Origin of the sequence: Variovorax sp. J2P1-31, from assembly GCF_030317215.1 — a bacterium.
Taxonomy (GTDB): Bacteria; Pseudomonadota; Gammaproteobacteria; order Burkholderiales; family Burkholderiaceae_C; genus Variovorax.
Genome location: NZ_JASZYA010000001.1, coordinates 424,148 through 442,987, shown reverse-complemented (window position 1 = coordinate 442,987; position 18,840 = coordinate 424,148). Strand labels below are relative to the sequence as shown.

At 70.6% G+C, this 18,840-nt stretch carries 20 protein-coding genes; 9 read left to right on the top strand and 11 right to left on the bottom strand.

From position 1 onward, the window contains the following. Positions 1 to 48: 48 nt before the first annotated feature. The 5 genes from QTI20_RS02105 to QTI20_RS02085 form a co-directional block, all read right to left on the bottom strand. A complete protein-coding gene (locus tag QTI20_RS02105; protein ID WP_286550554.1) occupies positions 49 to 345 on the bottom strand; it encodes a helix-turn-helix domain-containing protein in 297 nt (98 codons plus the stop codon). Then, positions 342 to 1,250, bottom strand: a complete 909-nt coding sequence (gene epsC / locus QTI20_RS02100) for a serine O-acetyltransferase EpsC (RefSeq protein WP_286550555.1) — start codon at positions 1,248 to 1,250, stop codon at positions 342 to 344. Before epsC ends, QTI20_RS02105 begins: the two co-directional genes overlap by 4 nt. A 30-nt stretch (positions 1,251 to 1,280) precedes the next feature. After that, the gene (locus tag QTI20_RS02095) at positions 1,281 to 1,763 is read right to left on the bottom strand and encodes a rhodanese-like domain-containing protein (RefSeq protein ID WP_183023045.1); all 483 of its coding nucleotides are present in this window, start codon (positions 1,761 to 1,763) and stop codon (positions 1,281 to 1,283) included. A gap of 128 nt (positions 1,764 to 1,891) precedes the next feature. Then, complete coding sequence (locus QTI20_RS02090) at positions 1,892 to 3,241, bottom strand: LLM class flavin-dependent oxidoreductase (protein WP_286550556.1); 1,350 nt, start codon at positions 3,239 to 3,241, stop codon at positions 1,892 to 1,894. Positions 3,242 to 3,322: 81 nt separating this feature from the next. Next, the gene (locus tag QTI20_RS02085) at positions 3,323 to 4,246 is read right to left on the bottom strand and encodes a LysR substrate-binding domain-containing protein (RefSeq protein ID WP_286550557.1); all 924 of its coding nucleotides are present in this window, start codon (positions 4,244 to 4,246) and stop codon (positions 3,323 to 3,325) included. 126 nt (positions 4,247 to 4,372) lie between these two features. Between QTI20_RS02085 and phnD the strand changes: the two genes are divergently transcribed. Genes phnD through phnX form a run of 5 tightly spaced genes read left to right on the top strand, consistent with a single transcriptional unit; the run spans position 4,373 to position 8,863 of the window. Then, the gene (gene phnD, locus QTI20_RS02080) at positions 4,373 to 5,242 is read left to right on the top strand and encodes a phosphonate ABC transporter substrate-binding protein (RefSeq protein ID WP_286550558.1); all 870 of its coding nucleotides are present in this window, start codon (positions 4,373 to 4,375) and stop codon (positions 5,240 to 5,242) included. Then, entirely contained in the window at positions 5,239 to 6,039 is an 801-nt protein-coding gene (gene phnC / locus QTI20_RS02075; protein ID WP_286550559.1) for a phosphonate ABC transporter ATP-binding protein, read from the top strand. Before phnD ends, phnC begins: the two co-directional genes overlap by 4 nt. Then, the gene (gene phnE / locus QTI20_RS02070; protein WP_286550560.1) at positions 6,036 to 6,872 is read left to right on the top strand and encodes a phosphonate ABC transporter, permease protein PhnE; all 837 of its coding nucleotides are present in this window, start codon (positions 6,036 to 6,038) and stop codon (positions 6,870 to 6,872) included. Before phnC ends, phnE begins: the two co-directional genes overlap by 4 nt. A gap of 26 nt (positions 6,873 to 6,898) precedes the next feature. Next, positions 6,899 to 7,990: an iron-containing alcohol dehydrogenase PsrA gene (gene psrA, locus QTI20_RS02065; protein WP_286550561.1), complete on the top strand. Its 1,092-nt coding sequence runs from the start codon at positions 6,899 to 6,901 to the stop codon at positions 7,988 to 7,990. A gap of 33 nt (positions 7,991 to 8,023) precedes the next feature. Continuing rightward, positions 8,024 to 8,863 carry a phosphonoacetaldehyde hydrolase gene (gene phnX, locus QTI20_RS02060; RefSeq protein WP_286550562.1) on the top strand — a complete coding sequence of 280 codons (840 nt, stop codon included), beginning with the start codon at positions 8,024 to 8,026 and terminating at the stop codon, positions 8,861 to 8,863. A 1-nt stretch (position 8,864) separates the two neighbouring features. Here the strand turns inward: phnX and QTI20_RS02055 are convergent, their stop codons facing one another. The 3 genes from QTI20_RS02055 to QTI20_RS02045 are packed head-to-tail and all read right to left on the bottom strand — an operon-like array spanning position 8,865 to position 11,925. Continuing rightward, positions 8,865 to 9,683: a hypothetical protein gene (locus QTI20_RS02055; protein WP_286550563.1), complete on the bottom strand. Its 819-nt coding sequence runs from the start codon at positions 9,681 to 9,683 to the stop codon at positions 8,865 to 8,867. Then, the gene (locus QTI20_RS02050) at positions 9,680 to 11,038 is read right to left on the bottom strand and encodes an LLM class flavin-dependent oxidoreductase (RefSeq protein WP_503011391.1); all 1,359 of its coding nucleotides are present in this window, start codon (positions 11,036 to 11,038) and stop codon (positions 9,680 to 9,682) included. Before QTI20_RS02050 ends, QTI20_RS02055 begins: the two co-directional genes overlap by 4 nt. A gap of 56 nt (positions 11,039 to 11,094) precedes the next feature. Further along, entirely contained in the window at positions 11,095 to 11,925 is an 831-nt protein-coding gene (locus QTI20_RS02045; RefSeq protein ID WP_286550565.1) for a MetQ/NlpA family ABC transporter substrate-binding protein, read from the bottom strand. 184 nt (positions 11,926 to 12,109) lie between these two features. Between QTI20_RS02045 and QTI20_RS02040 the strand changes: the two genes are divergently transcribed. Further along, a complete protein-coding gene (locus tag QTI20_RS02040; protein WP_286550566.1) occupies positions 12,110 to 12,679 on the top strand; it encodes a GNAT family N-acetyltransferase in 570 nt (189 codons plus the stop codon). A 13-nt stretch (positions 12,680 to 12,692) separates the two neighbouring features. Here QTI20_RS02040 and QTI20_RS02035 read toward each other — a convergent pair whose 3' ends face one another. The 3 genes from QTI20_RS02035 to QTI20_RS02025 form a co-directional block, all read right to left on the bottom strand. Then, entirely contained in the window at positions 12,693 to 13,109 is a 417-nt protein-coding gene (locus QTI20_RS02035; protein WP_286550567.1) for a GNAT family N-acetyltransferase, read from the bottom strand. Positions 13,110 to 13,210: 101 nt separating this feature from the next. After that, positions 13,211 to 14,713 (bottom strand): amino acid permease, encoded by a 1,503-nt coding sequence (locus tag QTI20_RS02030; protein ID WP_286550568.1) that lies wholly within the window; start codon positions 14,711 to 14,713, stop codon positions 13,211 to 13,213. A 71-nt stretch (positions 14,714 to 14,784) separates the two neighbouring features. After that, the gene (locus tag QTI20_RS02025) at positions 14,785 to 15,729 is read right to left on the bottom strand and encodes a LysR family transcriptional regulator (RefSeq protein ID WP_286550569.1); all 945 of its coding nucleotides are present in this window, start codon (positions 15,727 to 15,729) and stop codon (positions 14,785 to 14,787) included. An 80-nt stretch (positions 15,730 to 15,809) separates the two neighbouring features. Here QTI20_RS02025 and add point away from each other — a divergent pair, with 80 nt between their 5' ends. The 3 genes from add (at position 15,810) to QTI20_RS02010 (ending at position 18,821) form a co-directional block, all read left to right on the top strand. Next, the gene (gene add / locus QTI20_RS02020; protein WP_286550570.1) at positions 15,810 to 16,901 is read left to right on the top strand and encodes an adenosine deaminase; all 1,092 of its coding nucleotides are present in this window, start codon (positions 15,810 to 15,812) and stop codon (positions 16,899 to 16,901) included. A gap of 2 nt (positions 16,902 to 16,903) precedes the next feature. Next, positions 16,904 to 17,887 (top strand): Bug family tripartite tricarboxylate transporter substrate binding protein, encoded by a 984-nt coding sequence (locus QTI20_RS02015; protein WP_286550571.1) that lies wholly within the window; start codon positions 16,904 to 16,906, stop codon positions 17,885 to 17,887. Positions 17,888 to 17,960: 73 nt separating this feature from the next. Beyond that, a complete protein-coding gene (locus QTI20_RS02010; protein ID WP_286550572.1) occupies positions 17,961 to 18,821 on the top strand; it encodes a hypothetical protein in 861 nt (286 codons plus the stop codon). Positions 18,822 to 18,840: the final 19 nt, after the last annotated feature.

Below are 18,840 nucleotides of genomic sequence, written 5' to 3'. Positions count from 1 at the left end.
GAAGGAAAGGAAATCGAGGCGGAGTTTCAGGGCGACCGGGTGCTCCCCTCAACAGGCTATAGCCGCCAAGTTGATGCGGCGCACGGTGCGCTGCTGCTCCAGCTGTTCGCAGCGCGAGAGCAGGCTCGCGATGTTGATGTCGAGCGCGCTCGCCAGTTTCTGCGCGGTCAGGATCGAGGCGATCACGCGGCCGCGCTCGACCTCGCCCACGTAGGAGCGGTTGAGGTTGGAGCGCTCGGCCAGCTGCTCCTGCGACCAGCCGCGCACCTCGCGCAATTGGCGCACCGCGATGCCGAAGGTCTCGACCAGGTCGTAGAGCGGCCGGGACTCGGGCAGCGCGCTCATTTCAGCGGCCTGGCGTTGAGCAGGCCCGCCTGCGTCACGCTCGCGCCCGCGGGCACGTCGTCGGTGATCCAGACGTTGCCGCCGATGGTCGCGCCCTGGCCCAGCGTCACGCGCCCGAGGATGGTCGCGCCCGCGTAGATCACCACGTCGTCTTCCACCAGCGGATGGCGCGGCAGGCCCTTCTGCAGCTTGCCCTCGGCATCGGTCGGGAAGCGCTTGGCGCCCAGCGTGACGGCCTGGTAGACCCGCACGCGCTGGCCGATCACGGCCGTCTCGCCGATCACGACGCCGGTGCCGTGGTCGATGAAGAAGCTCGGGCCGATGCGTGCGCCCGGGTGGATGTCGATGCCGGTCTGCGCATGCGCGAGCTCGGCCACGATGCGCGCGAGCAGCGGCAGGTCGAGCGTGTAGAGCCGGTGCGCGAGCCGGTGGTGGACCATCGCCAGCACGCCCGGATAGCACAGCAGCACCTCGTCGACGCTGTGCGCCGCCGGGTCGCCCTGGTAGGCCGCGAGCACGTCGGTGTCGAGCAGCCGGCGGATGTCGGGCAGCGCGGCGCCGAAAGCCCGCACGGCGGCGGTGGCGCGTTCGTCCACGTCGGCCGTCGATTGCCCGGCGCGCCGGGCCCGGTCGTTGAGTTCGAGCAGCGCCTGGCCGTGCAGCGCATGCAGCGCCGCGTCGAGCGTGTAGGCGACGTAGATGTCCTCGCTGTCCTGGCGCAGGTCGACCGGCCCCAGCCGCATCGGGAACAGCACGCCCTGCAGCGAGCGCAGGATCTGCGTGAGCGCATCGCGCGAGGGGAACTCGCGCCCGCCGGGCTCGCGTGAGCGCTTCTGCGCCGCGCGCCATTCGTCGCGCGCCGCATGCAGCGCGCCGGCGATGCCGCCGATGTCGAACCGGGCCATTCGTTTCCTTCTTTCGTGGGTCGGTGGATGTCAGCCCTGGGTCCAGGGCAATCGATGAAAGCGCCAGCCGTCGGCCGTGCCGCGATGCTGTTGCGCATCGATCTCGCCCTCGAAGCCTTCGCGCACGTTGAACACGCGCGCGAAGCCGGCCTTGGCCGCCGCTTCGGCCGCAAGGGCCGAGCGCTTGCCGCTGCGGCACAGCAGCAGCACCGTCGCCTCCTTGCCGCCCTGCTTGGCGAGCTTGGCCTCGAGTTCGCGCACGAAGCGCGGGTTGCGCGTGAGCGCGGTGCCGGTGGCCCATGGCACGTGCAGGCTGTCGGGCACCTGGCCGACGAAGGTGCGTTCCTCGTTGGAACGCACGTCGACCAGCACGGCCGCGCCGTCCTGCACGAGCTGCCAGGCCTCGGCGGGCGCGACGCCGCCCGCATAGGGCAGGTTCTGCGCGGCGGCCTCGGCCTGGGCGCGTTCGAGGGCTTCGGGCAAGGCGACGATCTCGCTGGTATCTGCGGACATGAAATGAAAACTCCTGATCGGGTGGGCGGCCTTCTGGGTGGCCATGGCCATCAATCTAGGGTTCGGGGCCGCTTTCACCAACGAATAAAAAGTGGAATCCAAACAACCGCTTCGTCTGTGCACGCGTGTCATGCCACCCTGGCCTTCGGATGCGCGGGCCGCGCCAGGCCCAGGTGATCGCGCAGCGTGCGGCCCGTGTACTCGGTGCGGAACAGGCCGCGGCGCTGCAGTTCGGGGATCACAAGATCCGCGAAATCCTTGAGCCCGTGCGGCAGCGTGGGGGCGAGCACGTTGAAGCCGTCGGCCGCGCCAGTGCTGAACCAATGCTCCAGCTGATCGGCGATGTCCGCCGCCGTGCCCACCATCGTCCAGTGGCCCCGCGCGCCCGCGACCTTCTCGTAGAGCTGGCGGATGCTCAGGCCGTCGCGCTGCGCGAGCCGGCCGAACAGTTCCTGCCGGCTCTTCCAGCCTTCGGTCACAGGCAGGTCCTGCGGGAACGGGTCGTCGACCGCGTAGCCCGACAGGTCGACGTTGCCCAGGAAGGTCGAGAGCAGGCCCACGCCCAGCACCGGATCGATCAGGCCCTGCAGTTGCTCGAACTTGTCCTGCGCCTCCTGCCGCGTGCGGCCGACGAAGGGCGAGATGCCGGGCAGGATCTTGAGCTGGTCGGCGGTGCGCCCGTAGGCCGGCAGCCTGGCCTTGAGTCCGCTGTAGAAGGCGCGCGCATCCTCGGCCGTCTGCTGCGCGGTGAACACCACCTCGGCCGACGCGGCGGCCAGGTCCTGCCCGTCGCCCGAGGAGCCGGCCTGCACCAGCACCGGGTAGCCCTGCGGCGCGCGCGGCGTCTGCAGGCCGCCGTGCACCTTGTAGTGCGCGCCCTCGTGGGCCACACGGTGCAGCGCGGCCGGGTCGAAGAAGCGGTTGGCCTCTTTGTCGTGCACGAAGGCATCGTCCTCCCAGGTGTCCCACAGGCCCTTGACCACCTGCACGTACTCGCGCGCCCGGGCGTAGCGGTCGGCGTGGGCGATCTGCTGGTCGAGGCCGAAGCTGCGAGCCTCGAAATCGCTGCCCGAGGTCACGAGGTTCCAGCCGCTGCGGCCTTCGCTCAGCTGATCGAGCGTGGCGTACTTGCGCGCCAGGTGGTAGGGCGGCAGGTAGGTCGAGGAGACCGTGGCCACCAGCCCGATGCGCTCGGTGGCCTGCGACAGCGCGGCCAGCGTGAGCATCGGGTCGAGCGGATACCAGAGCGCGTTCTTCGCCACCACCGCATCGGGCGGCCCGGGCAGGCCGACGTTGTCGGCGAAGAAGATGGCGTCGAACTTCGCCGCTTCGGCGACACGCGCCCATTCGCGCAGTGACGCGACGCGGCTCGCCGCGCCGGGATCGACCTCAGGATGGCGCCAGGCGGCGAGGTGGTGGCCCACGCCGAAGAAGAAGGCGCCCAGGTGCATCTGGCGCGGGAAATCGGAAGCGGGCATGGAGAGGGACGAGGAAAACGGAAAGGCGGGAGTGCCCGGCCATTCTTCCGCCGCGCCCGGCGATCGCCAAGGAACAAGAAGTCAGTTGCATATGCCGTGGGCACGGGGCGCCGGGTCGGTCGCCGCCGCGTCGACCGCGCCCTGGCGCAGACGCAGCGCCACCTCGAAGAACGACGCCAGCACCCGGCTCTCGCGCCGCACCTGCAGGCAATAGAGATAGGTCTGCGTCACCGCCGGATCGCCCTCGATGCGCACGGTGCGCAGCCGTGTGTCGGGAATGAACTCGGCCTCCGACACCGCCCCGATGCCGATGCCGCGCGCCGCGGCTTCACGGATCGCCTCGCGGCTGCCGATCTCCATCGCGAGCCGGGGCCGCACGCCCGCGCGGGCCAGCGCCTCGTCGAGCGCGCGCCGCGTGCTGGAGCCGCTCTCGCGCTGCAGCAGCGGCTGGCCGTGGAGTTCCTCCAGCCGGATCTGGCCGCGGTTCGCAAAGGGGTGATCGCGATGCACGAACAGGATCAGCGCATGGCGCGCATAGGGCGTGGCGCAGAAGCCCGGCGTCTCGTGGAAGCGCGCCAGCACGCCGATGTCGATGGTGTAGTCCTCGAGGTCCTTGAACACCGAAGACGAGTTGCCCATGCGGATCGACACGTCGAGCCGCGGATAGCGCTGGCGGTAGGCATCGACCATCTCGATCACATGGAAGGGCCCGACCGCGCCCAGCCGCAGTTCACCCGACTGCAGGTCGCCGCTGTCGTGCAGCAGGTTCCACGCATCGAGCTCGAGCGAGGCGATCTGGCGCGCGACGGGCAGCAGCCGCTCGCCCACGCTGGTGAGCTCGATGCGATGGCCCTGGCGGTGGAACAGCACGACGTTGTGCTGGCGCTCCAGCCCCTGGACCTGGGTGGTCAGCGTGGGCTGGCTCAGACCCACGGCACGCGCGGCGGCGCTGAAGCTTCCGTGCTGGGCGACGGCGAGGAAGGCACGGAGTTTGGCGGCTGACATCCATAGATTGTGTGAATCGAACGATGACAAATTCGTGATCGAGTTGATATGAGGCTGTCACACGGCGTTCTTAACCTCGTGCCAGTTCCCACCCGTCAGCCCCTCCACACCCCACCGCCCACCCCCATGAACACCCTCTTCCGCCTGCGCCGCAGCCTGCTCGCCCTGACCCTGTCGACCCTGGCCGCCGTGCCCGCCCTGGCGCAGCAGCCGCTGACCATCGGCCTGATCCCCGCCGAGGATTCGCAAGCCATGATCGAGAGCAGCCGCCAGGTGCTCGACAGCCTGCAGCAGCAGCTCGGCATGCCGGTCAAGCCCTTCGTCGCCACCGACTACAACGGCGTGATCGAAGCGCTGCGCTCGAAGAAGCTCGACGTGGCCTACCTCGGCCCGTTCTCGTACGTGCTCGCGAACCAGGTCGCCGACGTGGAAGCTTTCGCGGTGGCCGTCACCAAGAAGACCGGCCAGAGCGCCTACAAGAGCGTGATCATCGCGCGCAAGGACAGCGGCCTGGCCAAGACCGCCGACCTCAAGGGCCGCACCTTCGCCTTCGTCGATCCGACCTCGGCCTCGGGCCACCTGTTCCCCAAGGCCGGCCTGCTGCAGGCCGGCCACGACCCCGAGAGCTTCTTCGGCCGCGTGATCTTCTCCGGCTCGCACGACGCCAGCATCCTGGCCGTGGCCAACAAGAAGGTCGATGCCGCCGCCGTGGCCGACCGCATCCTCGCGAGCGCCATCGCCAAGGGCCAGGTCAAGGCCGACGAGCTCGAGATCGTCTGGTCCTCGAGCCCGATCCCCGAGTCGCCGATGGTCTGGCGCAAGGACCTCGACCCGGCGCTCAAGGCCCGCATCGCCAAGGCCCTGGCCAACGTGAAGGACCTGCCCTGGGGCGACCAGGGCGTGCTCAACGGCTTCCAGCCCACCAGCGACGCGGCCTACAACGTGGTGCGCGACACCGCCAAGGTGCTCAAGCTCGACCTGCGGAGCATGAAGTGATCCGCATCCGTGCGCTCACCAAGCAGTACGGCGACAACACCGTGCTGCGCGGTGTGGACCTCGATGCCGCGCCGGGCGAGTTCGTCGTGGTGCTGGGCGAATCGGGCGCCGGCAAGTCGACGCTGCTGCGCTGCGTGAACCGGCTGGCCGTGGCCGATGGCGGCGCGCTCGCGGTGGACGGCATGGACGCGGTGCACTGCGCCGACACCCGCGCGCTGCGCCAGCGCGTGGCGATGATCTTCCAGCACCACAACGTGGTGCCGCGTTTGAGCGCGCTGAAGAACGTGCTCACCGGCCGGCTGGGCGCGGTCTCGACGCTGGCCTCGGTGCTGCATTTCTTCAGCCGCGAGGACATCGCGCTGGCGCACGAATGCCTGGGCCGCGTGGGCCTGTCGCACAAGGCGCATGCGCGCACCGATTCGCTCTCGGGCGGCCAGATGCAGCGCGTGGGCATCGCACGCGCATTGGCGCAGCGCCCGCGCGTGATCCTGGCCGACGAGCCCGTGGCCAGCCTGGATCCGCAGACCTCGCGCAAGGTGCTGCAGTACCTGCACGACGCCTCGCGCGCGCTGGGCATCACCGTGCTGTGCAACCTGCACCAGGTCGACTATGCACGCGAGTTCGCCGACCGCATCGTCGGCCTGGCCCAGGGCCGCGTGGTGTTCGACGGTCCGCCCCAAGAGATGGGCCAGGCCGACATCGACCGCATCTACATGGCGCCGCCCTCGCCCGAGCGCGCGGACGCGTCCCTCCAGCCCGCGCTGGCCCTGCCTTCGATGGCCCGCACCGGCGCATGAACATGACGAACGCTACATCCCCAAGCAAGTACGCCTGGACCGGCCCGCTGCCCGAAAGCCGCCGCAGCTGGGTCCAGCTGATGATCGGCGCCTGCGTGATCGCCTGGGCGCTGCAATGGAGCGCCGCCGGCGCGCAGCTGAGCTGGGCCGAACTGGCCGCGGGCCTGCCGCAGATCCTCGACTTCCTGGGCCGCACCTTGCCGCCCGACCTGCGCATCCTCGACCGCCTGCTCGCGCCCGCGCTCGAGACCGTGCAGATCGCCGTCTGGGGCACGCTGCTGGCGGTGCTGCCGGCGATCCCGCTGTCCTTCCTGGCCGCGCGCAACCTGCAGAGCCGGCGCTGGGTCTACCAGGGCACACGGCAGGTTCTCAACGTGGTGCGCAGCATCAACGAGCTGATCCTCGCGCTGGTCTTCGTCTCTGCCGTGGGCCTGGGCCCCTTCCCCGGCGTGCTGGCCCTCGCGCTGCACGGCGCCGGCATGCTGGGCAAGTTCTTCGCCGATGCCATCGAGGAGATCGACCAGGGCCCGCTCGAGGCGCTGCGCGCCACCGGTGCGCGGCCGCTGCAGGTGATCGTCTTCGGCGTGCTGCCGCAGGTGATCACGGCCTGGATCGCGGTCGTGCTCTACCGCTTCGAGGTCAACCTGCGCTCGGCCACGGTGCTGGGCATGGTCGGCGCGGGCGGGCTGGGCTTCGAGCTGGTGAGCAGCCTCAAGCTGTTCCGCTACCCCGAGACCGCCACCTGCATCATCGTGATCACCGTCATGGTGGTGGTGGCCGACACGCTGTCGAGCCAGCTGCGCCACCGCATCCAGCGCAACGGCCGGCACTGACGCATTCCGCTTTCCCGAACGACACCATGTGGACCTTCTACAACCCCGTCGGCGTGCACGCCGGCTGCGGCTCCCTCGCGGCCCTGCCGCGCCTGCTCGGCGCGCGCCGCGCGATCCTGATCGCCTTCCCGGAGGCCACCGGGCTCGGGCTCGTCGAGCGCATCCGCGACCTGCTGGGCGAACGCCTCGCCGCGGTCGAGACCGATGTGCGGCCCAACCCCGACGTGGCCTGGCTCGCGCCGATGTACGAGCGGCTGTGGCGCGACCACCCCGAGGTCGAGTGCATCGTCGCGCTGGGCGGCGGCAGCGTGATCGACTGCGCCAAGGTGATGCTCACCCGGCCCGCGACGGGCCGCTTCGACGAACTGCAGGCGCTGCTCGAAGGCGCGCAGCCCGACCGGGCCTCGACGCTGCGGCATCGCCGGCTGCTGGCCATTCCGACGACCGCGGGCACCGGCAGCGAGGTCACGCCCTGGGCCACCGTGTGGGACCAGGCGCGGGCCCGCAAGCTGTCGCTGCAGCTGCCCTGGACCTGGCCGCAGACGGCCATCGTCGACGCCGAGCTGATGCTGAGCCTGCCGCACGCGGCCACGCTGGCCAGCGGGCTCGACGCGCTGTCGCATGCGCTCGAATCGCTGTGGAACGTGCACCGCAACCCGGTGTCGGCCAGCGTCGCGGTCAGCGCGGTGCGCCGCATCCTGGACACGCTGCCCGCCCTGCTGGCGAAACCCCACAGCCGCGACCTGCGCGAACGTCTGGCCACCGCGGCGCTGCAGGCGGGCCTGGCTTTTTCCAACACCCGCACCGCGCTCGCGCATTCGCTGTCCTACGACATCACGCTGCAGCACGGCACGCCGCACGGCATCGCCTGCTCGTTCAGCCTGCCGCGGATCATGCGGCTCGCGGCCGGCCGCGATGCCGAGCTCGATGCGCTGCTGCGCTCGGCCTTCGATGCCGGTCACATCGACGAGGCCATCGACACCCTGAGCGCTTTCCTGCAGGACCTGGGCGTGAGCGTGGACCCCGCGAGCTACGGCATCGCCGAAGCCGACTGGAGCGCACGCATCGCGCAGGCGCTGGCCGGTGCGCGCGGGCGCAACTTCATCGCCGCCGCCTGAACTTCTGTCTCACACCTCTCGAAGCAACCGACCATGAACACCTCCCCCCTTCCCACCACCTGGCCCACCCGCCGCCTCGAGGCCGTGATCTTCGACTGGGCCGGCACGCTGGTCGACTTCGGCTCGCTCGCGCCCACGCAGATCTTCGTCGAGGCCTTCGCCACCTTCGGCATCGCCGTCACGCTGGCGCAGGCGCGCGGACCCATGGGGCTGTCGAAGCGCGACCACATCCGCACGCTGCTGGAAGAGCCGAGCATCCTCGCGCAGTGGCAGCAGCGCTTCGATGCAACGCCCGGCGAGCAGGACATCGACGCGCTGTACCAGCGCTTCATGCCGATGCAGATCCAGAAGGTCGGCGACTATTCGCAGCCGATCCCGGGCGCGGTCGAGACGCTCGCCTGGCTGCGCGCGCAGGGCCTGAAGATCGGTTCCTGCTCGGGCTACCCGCGCCAGGTGCTGGATGTGCTGCTGCCGCTGGCGGCCGCGCGCGGGATCGCGCCCGACCATGTGGTGGCCGGCGACGAACTGCCCGCGGGCGGCCGCCCCGGCCCGTACATGGCGCTGGCCAACGTGCTGGCCTTGCAGATCGGCGACGTGCGCGCCTGCGTCAAGGTCGACGACACCACGCCGGGCATCGAGGAAGGCCGCAACGCGGGCATGTGGTGCGTGGGCATCAGCCTGGCCGGCAACGAGGTCGGCCTGACCGAAGAGGCGCTCGGCCGGCTGCCGCCCGCGCAGGTCGATGCGCTGCGCGAGGCCGCGGCGCAGCGCCTCTACGCGGCGGGCGCGCATCTCGTGATCGACAGCATCGCGGACCTGCCGCGCGCGCTGCAGGCGATCGCGCAGCGCGGCGGCGAGCCGTCCGCGCAGTAGCTCAGTGCACGATGCTGGTGAGTGCGCCCAATGCCGAGGCATCGGTGTCCAGCAACTTCGCCAGCAGCGTGCGCCGCCAGTCGTCGTAGATCGCATGCGCCTCGGCCAGGTCGGCGCCATAGACCCGCGCCATGTCGGCCAGCTCCTCGCGCAGGAAGGGGTTGAGCCGCTGCTGCAGCGCCTCGTCCTGCGCCAGGATCTCGCGTGTGAAGCGCGCGCGCTCCTCGGGTGACATGGCCTGCAGCGTGTCCAGCCACCAGCCCACGATCTGGCTGCGATGGAAGGCTTCGTCGGGCCGGATGCGCGACTCGGCGAAGTCCTTCATCGCGGTGTCGGCGATGCGCGCGGTGCGTCGCACGATCTGCATGCGCGCCAGGATGTAGAGCTCGTAGTGGAACTCGAAGGCCAGGAAGCCGGCCACGCCGCGAAACGGGATGTCGCCCGCGCGCTCCCAGTGCTCGGCCAGGTGGCGCCGGATCTCCGGCAGCGGGTCGCTGCCCCGCAGCGCCCACAGGTGGCGGCGCGCCTCCACCGCATGGTCGCCGTCGTCGCCCAGCTGGCGCGACAGCAGCAGCTGCACATGCGGATCGTCGGCGAACACGGTGTGCATCGCGCGCGCCACGGCCTGCACGATGAACAGGTCGTGCGCGGCGGTGCGCACCCAGTCGTCGCACAGGGCCTGCACTTCCGCCGGCGTCTCGGGGCCGCGCGGCGGCGCGGCACGGCGCGCGGGCAGGCCGGGCACGTGCCGGTGCGCGACGCTGAGGAACAGCGCGTCTTCCAGCGCCGGGCCCCAATCGGTCGAGGCAGTGGTGCTCATGCCGTGGCCTCCTCGACGGTGGCCGCGTCGTGGCGCCGCGCCGCGCCCGCATGGCGCGTGGGCAGCTTCGCGCCTTCGCCGAAGAGCTTGTGGCGCAACGTGCCTTGGGCATAGTCGCGCTTGTAGACGCCGCGGTCCTGCAGCACCGGCACCACCAGGTCGACGAAGTCGACATAGCTCTCGGGCGTCACGGTGCGCATCAGGTTGAAGCCGTCGATGCCGCTCTGCGCCACGCGCGCCTGCAGTTCGTCGGCCACCTGTTCGGGCGAGCCCACGATGGCGGCCGTGCGGCTGCCCAGTTCCATCAGCGCGAGCAGCTTGCGCACGGTCCAGACCTTGTCCGGGCTGCGCTGCGTGATGGATTCGACCGCCGACACCATGGCCTGGGTCGGGGCGTAGCGGATCGGGTCGTCCAGGCCGTAGGTCGAGAGGTCGATGCCGGTCGAGGCGCTGAAGTGCGTCAGGCCGGCCTGCGGACTCGCGTACCGGCGGTAGTCCTCGTACTTCTCGCGCGCCTCGCGCTCGGTCGCGCCCACCACCACGATCGCGCCCGCGAACACCTTGATGTCCTCGGCCCGCCGGCCATGGCGCACGGCACGCGCGCGGATGTCGGCCGAGATGAAGGCGTTGAGCTCGGAAGTCGGCGCGTTGATGAACACGCACTCCGCATGCGTGGCCGCGAACTCCCGCCCGCGCTCCGAGCCGCCGGCCTGGAACAGCACCGGCGTGCGCTGCGGCGAGGGCTCGCTGAGGTGGATGGCGTCGAGCTTGTGGAAGGGCCCGTCGTGCACGATGCGGTGCACCTTGCCCGGCTGCGTGAACACGCGCCCCGCGCGGTCGCGCACCACGGCGCCGTCTTCCCAGCTGCCTTCCCAGAGCTTGTAGACCAGGTCCATGTAGTCGTCGGCCATGTCGTAGCGCTCGTCGTGCCGGACCTGCTCGGTCAGCCCGTGGGCGCGCGCGGCGCTGTCGAGGTAGCCGGTGACGATGTTCCAGCCCACGCGGCCCTCGGTCAGGTGGTCGAGCGTCGACATGCGGCGCGCGAACAGGTAGGGCCGTTCGTAAGTGACGTTCGAGGTCACGCCGAAGCCCAGGTGCTGCGTCACCGCGGCCATCGCGGGGATCAGCAGCAGCGGATCGTTGATGGGCACCTGCACCGACTCCTGCAGCGCGGCTTCGGGCGACTGGCCGAAGACGTCGTTGACGCCGACGATGTCGGCCAGGAACAGGCCGTCGAACTTGCCGCGCTCCAGCGTGCGCGCCAGCTCGGTCCAGTAGCCCAGGCGCCGGTAGTCCTCGGAACGGTCGCGCGGATGCGTCCATAGGCCGTGCGCGATGTGGCCCACGCTGTTCATGTTGAACGCGTTGAGCAGGATGTGCTTCTTGTCTGCCACGGGCGTGCCGCTTCCGCTCACCAGCCGAAGGCGATCAGGTCGCCGTACTGCTTGCGCAGGATCTCCTTGACCTCGGGCGTGCTGTTGTAGAGCGCGATGAAGCGCTTGAGGCGCGGGTCGTTGGCGTCGGCCGTGCGCGTCACCCAGTGGATGGCGTAGAGCGTGGAAGGCTTCTGGTAGACGATCGCACTGTTCGGGTCCTTGCCCGCGAGCTTGATGAAGGACGGGAAGGTCACGCCCAGGTCCACGTCGCCCAGCGCGCGCGCCACGTGCTGCGCCTCCACCGGCACCAGCTTGAGCTGCTTCGGGTTGCCGATCACGTCGGTCACGGTGGCGCGGAAATCGGAGCCGTCGCGCAGCTTGATCAGGCCCACGTCGTCGAGCATGCGCAGCGCCCGGCCGGTGTTGACCGGGTCGTTGGCGAAGGACACGGTGGCGCCCTGCTTGACGTCTTCCAGCCGCTTGACGCGGTCGGAGTAGATGCCGAGCCAGGTGATGTAGCCGGGCGCGACGGCCTTGAGGTCGTAGCCCTTGGCCGACTTGACGTTCTCCAGGAAGGGGATGTGCTGGAAGTAGTTGACGTCGATCGCGCCTTCGGCCAGCGCGGTGTTGGGCGTGACCCAGTCGTTGAACTCGACGATCTCGACCTTGATGCCTTCGGCCTCGGCCTTCTTCGCGATCAGCTTCACCGCATCGTTGGCCGGGCTCGCGGCCAGGCCGATGCGCAGCGGCTTGCTCGCCTGCGCCGACGCGATGCCCGTGCCCGCGAGCCCGGCCGCCAGGGCCGCGGTGGAGAGGACGGTGTGGAGAAGCAGCCGGCGGCGGCTGGCCAGGAGAGGCGTCTGCATGAAAGGACCCAGGCGTTGTGAAGAGGGAGCGCACTGTTTCACTTCCGCGCCGGGATGCCAAAGAATCAAATCGACTTTCGATAGACGGAACTCACTGGCGGGGCAAGCGCTGTCGCGCATGGGCCGGCTATCCGTGGGCCGAATGGCGGGCCCGGGGGCCTCGCTGCGGTAGCCTCGGGCGCCGATGAGATCCCCTGCCCCGCAAGACGACCCCTTCCTTCCGCGCATCGCCACCGAACGCCTCGTGCTGCGGCCGCTGGCCCCCGCGGACGCCGATGCGCTGTTCGCCATCTTCTCCGACCCCGCGGTCATGAAGTACTGGAACACCCCGCCCTGGCCCTCGGTCGACACCGCGGCGCGCTTCATCGCGGAGCGCCGCGAGGAGATGGCACGCCAGGCCGCGATCACGCTGGGCATCGGCCTGCAGGCCGAAGAAGAAGGCCCGCCGATCGGCCAGTGCATGCTCTTCGCGATCGACCAGGCCTCCAGGCGGGCCGAGATCGGCTTCGGTCTCGGCCGCGCGCACTGGGGCCGCGGCTACATCGGCGAAGCGGGCCGCGCGCTGATCGCCCATGGTTTCGAGCGGCTCGGCCTGCGCCGCATCGAGGCCGAGATCGACCCGGACAACAGCGCTTCAGCCCAGGCGCTCGAACGGCTGGGCTTCCGCCGCGAGGGCCTGCTGCGCCAGCGCTGGGAGATCGACGGCGTGGTCTCCGACTCGGCGCTCTACGGCCTGCTGGCCAGCGACCGCTAGCCGGCGCCCCGGCTCAGGCGTTCGCGTCGCCCGAGCGCGTGAACGAGTAGCGGTGGATGTCGGTGCGGAACTTCCATCCCTTGCCGGCCCAGTACTGCTGGGCCAGCGCATTGGTCTGCAGCACGTCGATGTGCGTCTTGAGGATGCCCAGCGACGCGAGGCCAGCCAGGCAGCGTTCGACCAGCGCCGAGGCGATGCCCGCGCGACGATGGGCCGGCTGCACCAGCAGGTGCTGCAGGTACCCGCGGCGACCGTCGTGCCCGCACATCACGCAGCCGACCACGGCACCCGATGCCACGGCGACGAAGCTCAGGCCCGGATTGCGCTGCAGGTAGCGCTCGGTGGCGGGGAGCGAGTCGGCATCGCGCAATGAGATGCCGGGCGTCTCTTTCATCAGGGCGATCACATCGTCGTAGTCGTCGATGGTCATGGTGCGGATGAGGGGGGTGGAGGGGGCGTCAGGTCCGGTCACGGGAAACATGGGGACGGTGGAGGGAAGGCGATTGTGCAGCGGCCGGCCGAGGCGCGGCCTCAGAACTTCGGCGCCGGAAACTTCATGTCCCGGTAGCGCACGATGCCGCCGCCGCGCACCAGCCGGTAGCCCAGCCAGATCGCGAAGAACAGCGGCAGGCCGATGTAGGTCGCGACCACGCCGGCCCAGTCGATGCGGTCGTTGAGGAAGGCCTGGTAGTTCTGGCCCAGCGTGATCACCAGGCACAGCAGGAAGGCGAACACCGGCCCGAGCGGGAACAGGCCCGCGCGGTAGGGCAGCGCGCCCAGGTCGCGGCCCTGCGCCGCGTAGCCCTTGCGGAAGCGGTAGTGGCTCAGCGCGATGCCCAGCCAGGCGATGAAGCCGGTCATGCCCGAGGCGTTGAGCAGCCAGATGTAGACCTTCTGCGGGCTGAACACGAAGCTGAAGAAGCACAGGCCCGCCACCACCGCCGTGGCCCACAGCGCCATGCGCGGCACGCCGTTGGCCGTGACGCGCGCGAAGATGCGCGGCGCCTTGCCTTCGACCGCCAGCGTGTAGAGCATGCGGGTGGAGGCGTACATGCCGGAGTTGCCCGCCGACAGCACCGAGGTCAGCACCACCGCGTTCATCAGCGCCGCGGCCGACAGCAGGCCGGCGCGCTCGAACACCAGCGTGAAGGGGCTCAGGCTGATGTCGCCCACCTCGTTCTTGAGCAGCTTCGGGTCGGTGTAGGGGATCAGCAGGCTGATCACGCCGATGGCCAGCACGTAGAACAGCAGGATGCGCCAGAACACCTGCCGCACCGCGCGCGGGATGTTGCGCGCCGGGTCTTCCGACTCGCCGGCCGCGATGCCGATGAGCTCGGTGCCCTGGAAGGAGAAGCCGACGATCATCGCCACGCCGATCAGCGCCGCGAAGCCGCCGACGAAGGGCGCGTCGCCCAGGCCCCAGTTGGCGAGGTTGCCCATGAAGCCCTGAGGCGAGCCGCCGCGCAGGATGCCGAAGATCATCAGCGTGCCCAGGCCGATGAAGACGATCACGGTCAGCACCTTGATCGCCGCGAACCAGTACTCGGCCTCGGCGAAGCCGCGCACCGAGATCGCGTTGAGCCCGAACATCAGCGCCAGGAACAGCGCGCTCCAGAGCACGCCCGGCACGTCCGGGAACCAGTAGGCCATCACCAATTGCGCGGCCACCAGGTCGACCGCGATGGTCACGGCCCAGTTGTACCAGTAGTTCCAGCCGATCGCGAAGCCGAAGCCCTCGTCGACATAGCGCGCGCCATAGGTGGCGAAGGAGCCCGACACCGGCATGAAGGCGGCCAGCTCGCCCAGGCTGGTCATGAGGAAATAGACCATCAGGCCGACCACCGCATAGGCCAGCAGCGCGCCGCCCGGGCCGGCCTGCGAGATGGTCGCGCCCGAGGCGACGAAGAGCCCGGTGCCGATCGATCCGCCCACGGCGATCATCGACAAATGCCGGGCCTTGAGCACGCGATGCAGCCCCCTGTTCCCGGGCGGTGTGTCTTCCCCGGCGGCGGTCGTCCCTGCCTGCAGTTCCATGGTTCTCTCTTTGTTGTCTTGACGAAGGGACGCCACTGTAGCCGGGTGGACCGCCCTCTTTTGGCCGGCCGCTAGCGGCGCGCGCGCGAGACCCGGCGCCTGGGCGCCTTGCCCGGCACCGGCAGGCGCTGCGCGAGGCAGGCGATCAGTTCCTGCGCCACCACGTTGCGCGTGGGCCCCGGCTGGTAGACCAGCACCACGCGCCGCTCGATGCGCGGCTTCGCGAGCGACAGCACCACCAGTTCGGGGTCGCGCAGCGAAGAGGTGTAGAGCTGCGGCATCAGGCCCAGCGCGAGCCCGCCACGCACCAGCGCATAGAGCGTCTCGGAATAGCTGACGCGGTAGGGCTCGGCGCCCTGGGCGAACTGGGCGCGCGCCGGGTCGCCCAGGGCCGGCATGCTGCCGCTCTCGAACAGCACCAGCCGCTCGCGGCCGATGGCCTCCCAGTTCACCTCGCCCGCCTGCGCGAGCGGATGGTCGTGCCGCACCACCAGCACCAGCGGGTCGCGGAAGAGATCGACGCAGGCCAGGCCGCCGGGCGGCTCGGTGATGGCGACCACCGCCATGTCGAGCTGGCCGCCGCGCACCTCGGTCACCAGCGTGGTCGACGGCGCATCGCGCCAGGCGAACTCGACCGCCTGCGGCGCGTCGCGCACGAAGTCCGCCACGGCCGCCGCGACCCTGGCACTGGCCGAGGGGATGACGCCCACGCGCACATAGGCCCGGCCGCGCTGCACCGTGCTCTCGATGTCGTGCAGCACCACCTCCAGCGTGTTGACCAGGAAGTCGGTGCGCGCCAGCACCTCGGCGCCGACCGGCGTGAGTTCCAGCCGATGGGTGGAGCGGGTCAGCAGTTCGGCGCCAAGCAGCTTCTCCATCTGCTTGATGGCATTGCTCAGCGCGGGCTGGGTGATCGACAGCCGGCGCGCGGCGCGCCCGAACTGGCCTTCCTGCACCAGCACCGAGAAGAACTGGAGCTGACGCAGGGTCAGCGCGCGCAGGGCCGAGGTGGTCATGGCTGCTTATTCATTGGCTGAATCAAATTATAGATATTTGAAATTTTTCTTATCCCCCCTTCTTCCCTAGACTGCGCCGCATGCCCCCCACGCCCGCCCTGCCGCCCGCGCTCGAATCCTTCCTGCGCGCCATCCCGAAGGTCGAGCTGCACTGCCATCTGTTCGGCACGGTGCGGCACGCCACCTTCGCGGCGCTCAACCGCCAGGCCGGCATGCCGCTGGCCGAGGACGAGGTCGAAGCTTTCTACACACGCGGCGAAAAGCCGGTGGGCGTGCTGCGCGTGCTGCGCGCGCTCGACGCCCAGCTGATCCGCAGCGCCGACGACCTGTACCGGATCACGCGCGAGTACCTCGAGGACGCGGCCGCCCACAACGTGCGCTACAGCGAGTTCTGCTGGAACCCCACCGGCACCGTGCATGCCTCGGGCATCGGCTACGCCGCGGCCCAGCAGGCGATCGTGCGCGCCATCCATGATGCAGAGCGGCAGTTCGGCATCGTCGGGCGCCTGATCGCGGCCATCGACCGCGAGGCCAGCCCCGAGGCGGCCGTCGAGATGGTGGACTGGGTCACGGCGCAGCGCTGCGAAGAGGTGATCGGCATCGGCATCGACTACCGCGAGAACGACCGGCCGCCCGAGCTCTTCGCGCAGGCGTATCGCAACGCGCGCCGCGCCGGCCTGCGGACCACCGCCCACGCGGGCGAGTTCGGCATGCCCTGGACCAACGTGCGCACCGCGCTCGACCTGCTCCAGGTGGACCGCATCGACCACGGCTACACGGTGGTCGACCAGCCGGACTTCGCGCGCGAATGCGCGGAGCGCGGCGTGCTGTTCACCGTCGTGCCGACCAACTCCTACTACCTGCGCACGCTGCCGCCCGAGCGCTGGGCGCTCGACCACCCGATCCGGCGCATGCCCGGCCTGGGCCTGCGCATCCACCCGAACACCGACGACCCGACGCTGCACCAGGTCACGCCCACCCAGGCCTGGGCCATGATGGTCCGCGACTTCGGCTTCGGCCTCGACGACCTGCGCGGCTTCATGCACAACGGCCTCGACGGCGCCTGGATCGACGACACGACGCGGCGCGCCTGGCGCGCGCAATGGAGCGCCGAATTCGACGCGCTGCGCGCGCGGCTGCCGCAGGACACCCCCACCCTCTCCGGAAACTGAACATGCCCACGCTCAAGCCCCTCCTCTTCGCGTCGATGGCCCTGGCGGCCATCGGCGGCAACGCGTTCGCCCAGTCGCCCGCCTGGCCGGGCGGCCGGCCGATCACGCTGATCGTTCCCTATTCGGCCGGCGGCAGCGTGGACTTCAACACCCGCCTGGTCGCCACCAGGCTGGGCGAACGGCTCAAGCAGTCGGTGGTGATCGAGAACGTGAGCGGTGCCGGCGGCGCCATCGGCGTGGCCAAGGCGGTGAACGCGGCGCCCGACGGCTACACGCTGGTCGCCGGGCCCGACAGCGCGATCGCCATCGGCAGGCTGATCAACCCCGCGGCCTTCAAGTTCGACCCGCTCAAGGACCTGGCGCCGGTGGGCATGCTCAACACCGCGCCCATGGTGCTGGTCGCGCGGCCGGGCCTGCCGGTGCAGAGCTACGCCGACTTCGTCAAGCTGGCCAAGGCCGCGCCGGGCCAGTACAGCTACGCGACCTCGGGCGTGGGCACGGTGCTGCAGCTGGCGATGGAACTGCTCAAGCAGACCGGCGGCATCTTCGTCACCCATGTGCCCTACCGCGGCGGCGCGCAGATTGCCACCGACGTGATCGGCAACCAGGTCGACCTGGCCATGCTGGTCAGCACCAGCGCCATCCCGCACGTGAACGGCCACCGGCTGAAGGCGCTGGGCGTGACCGGCAGCCAGCGGCTCGACGCGCTGCCCAACGTGCCGACCTTCGGCGAGATGCCGGGCCTGAAGGGCTATTCGATGGTCAGCTGGACCGGCATCTTCGCGCCGGCCGCCACGCCGCCGGCGATCGTCGCGCGCATCAACCAGGAACTCAACGCGGTGCTCCAGGAGCCCGAGGTACGCGCCAAGCTGCAGGAACAGGGCGCGCTGCCCGGCGGCGGCTCGGCCGCGGAACTCGGCGCCTTCGTCAAGGCCGAGTACGCGCGCAACCAGAAGATCGTGCAGGCCGCCAACATCAAGGAGTGAGCCGCCGCACAGCGCGCACCTTTACCGCGGCCCCCGGGCGTGCTGGAATGCGAAAGCATCCCGCCCATGCCCCATGGACCTCCTGCACCACCCCCTCGTCCGCAGCGTGCTCGTGCCCGCGCTGCTGGCGTTCCTGCTGTGCGGCCTGCTGCGCCGGGCGGCCGGCGCGCGCTGGGCCGCCACGGGCACCGCCCTCGCGCTGGTGGTGGCCTGCGCCTGGGTGGTCGGCTGGCCGTCGAACCCCGGCAGCCTGATCGGCAAGCTGCCATGGGCGCTGCTGGGCGCGGCGGTGCTGGGCGTCGCGCTGGAAGCCCTGCGCACGGGCCTGCGCACCCAATGGCTGGTCGCCGCCGCGGCCTGGGCGTTGATGCTCTTCGTGCTGGGCGCAGCCACGCCGCTCGCGGGCGTGGGGGCCTGGGCGGTGGGCACCGCGGTATTGGGTGCCGTGCTGCAGCCGCCTGAGGACACGGCCGATGCGCCGGCGCTGCTGGCGGTGGCCGGGCTGGGGCTGGCGGGCGTGGCGATGCTGTCGGCGTCGCTGCTGCTGTTCGAACTGGCGCTGGGCGCGGCGGTGGCGGTCACCGCCACGGCGTTGTGGCTCTGGCCCCGCGCGCGCATCGCCTTCGGGCCGGCCGGCCGCACCGCGGCGGCGCTGGGCTGGCTGGCGCTGGCCCATGCCACCCTGCGCCTCACGCAGGCCCCGGCCGCCGCGCTGGGGCTGCTGGCGCTCGGCTTCGCGGCCGGGCCGCTGCTGGAACGCTGGCCGCGCGCCGCCCGGCCGCCCTGGGCGCGGCCCCTGTGGCGCGCCGCCGGCGCGGCCGTCTGCGCGGCGGCGGCGATCGCGGTCGTGCTGCTGGCGGGCACGGCTGCCGCGCCCGGCGCCGTGCCGCCGGGCGAAGGGGACGGGTATCCGTACTACACGCCGCGCTGGTAGCGCTGCTAGCATGCCTTCG

Bases quoted from the DNA above. Each gene is read 5' to 3' on its own strand.
- psrA (WP_286550561.1), top strand. From the start codon at position 6,899: ATGTGGACCTTCTACAACCCCGTCGGCGTGCACGCCGGCTGCGGCTCC.
- QTI20_RS02095 (WP_183023045.1), bottom strand. From the start codon at position 1,763: ATGTCCGCAGATACCAGCGAGATCGTCGCCTTGCCCGAAGCCCTCGAA.
- QTI20_RS02105 (WP_286550554.1), bottom strand. From the start codon at position 345: ATGAGCGCGCTGCCCGAGTCCCGGCCGCTCTACGACCTGGTCGAGACC.
- QTI20_RS02035 (WP_286550567.1), bottom strand. From the start codon at position 13,109: ATGACCATCGACGACTACGACGATGTGATCGCCCTGATGAAAGAGACG.
- phnD (WP_286550558.1), top strand. From the start codon at position 4,373: ATGAACACCCTCTTCCGCCTGCGCCGCAGCCTGCTCGCCCTGACCCTG.
- QTI20_RS02085 (WP_286550557.1), bottom strand. From the start codon at position 4,246: ATGTCAGCCGCCAAACTCCGTGCCTTCCTCGCCGTCGCCCAGCACGGA.
- phnE (WP_286550560.1), top strand. From the start codon at position 6,036: ATGAACATGACGAACGCTACATCCCCAAGCAAGTACGCCTGGACCGGC.
- add (WP_286550570.1), top strand. From the start codon at position 15,810: ATGCCCCCCACGCCCGCCCTGCCGCCCGCGCTCGAATCCTTCCTGCGC.
- QTI20_RS02055 (WP_286550563.1), bottom strand. From the start codon at position 9,683: ATGAGCACCACTGCCTCGACCGATTGGGGCCCGGCGCTGGAAGACGCG.
- epsC (WP_286550555.1), bottom strand. From the start codon at position 1,250: ATGGCCCGGTTCGACATCGGCGGCATCGCCGGCGCGCTGCATGCGGCG.
- QTI20_RS02090 (WP_286550556.1), bottom strand. From the start codon at position 3,241: ATGCCCGCTTCCGATTTCCCGCGCCAGATGCACCTGGGCGCCTTCTTC.
- QTI20_RS02010 (WP_286550572.1), top strand. From the start codon at position 17,961: ATGGACCTCCTGCACCACCCCCTCGTCCGCAGCGTGCTCGTGCCCGCG.
- QTI20_RS02025 (WP_286550569.1), bottom strand. From the start codon at position 15,729: ATGACCACCTCGGCCCTGCGCGCGCTGACCCTGCGTCAGCTCCAGTTC.
- QTI20_RS02030 (WP_286550568.1), bottom strand. From the start codon at position 14,713: ATGGAACTGCAGGCAGGGACGACCGCCGCCGGGGAAGACACACCGCCC.
- phnX (WP_286550562.1), top strand. From the start codon at position 8,024: ATGAACACCTCCCCCCTTCCCACCACCTGGCCCACCCGCCGCCTCGAG.
- QTI20_RS02015 (WP_286550571.1), top strand. From the start codon at position 16,904: ATGCCCACGCTCAAGCCCCTCCTCTTCGCGTCGATGGCCCTGGCGGCC.
- QTI20_RS02050 (WP_503011391.1), bottom strand. From the start codon at position 11,038: ATGAACAGCGTGGGCCACATCGCGCACGGCCTATGGACGCATCCGCGC.
- QTI20_RS02040 (WP_286550566.1), top strand. From the start codon at position 12,110: ATGAGATCCCCTGCCCCGCAAGACGACCCCTTCCTTCCGCGCATCGCC.
- QTI20_RS02045 (WP_286550565.1), bottom strand. From the start codon at position 11,925: ATGCAGACGCCTCTCCTGGCCAGCCGCCGCCGGCTGCTTCTCCACACC.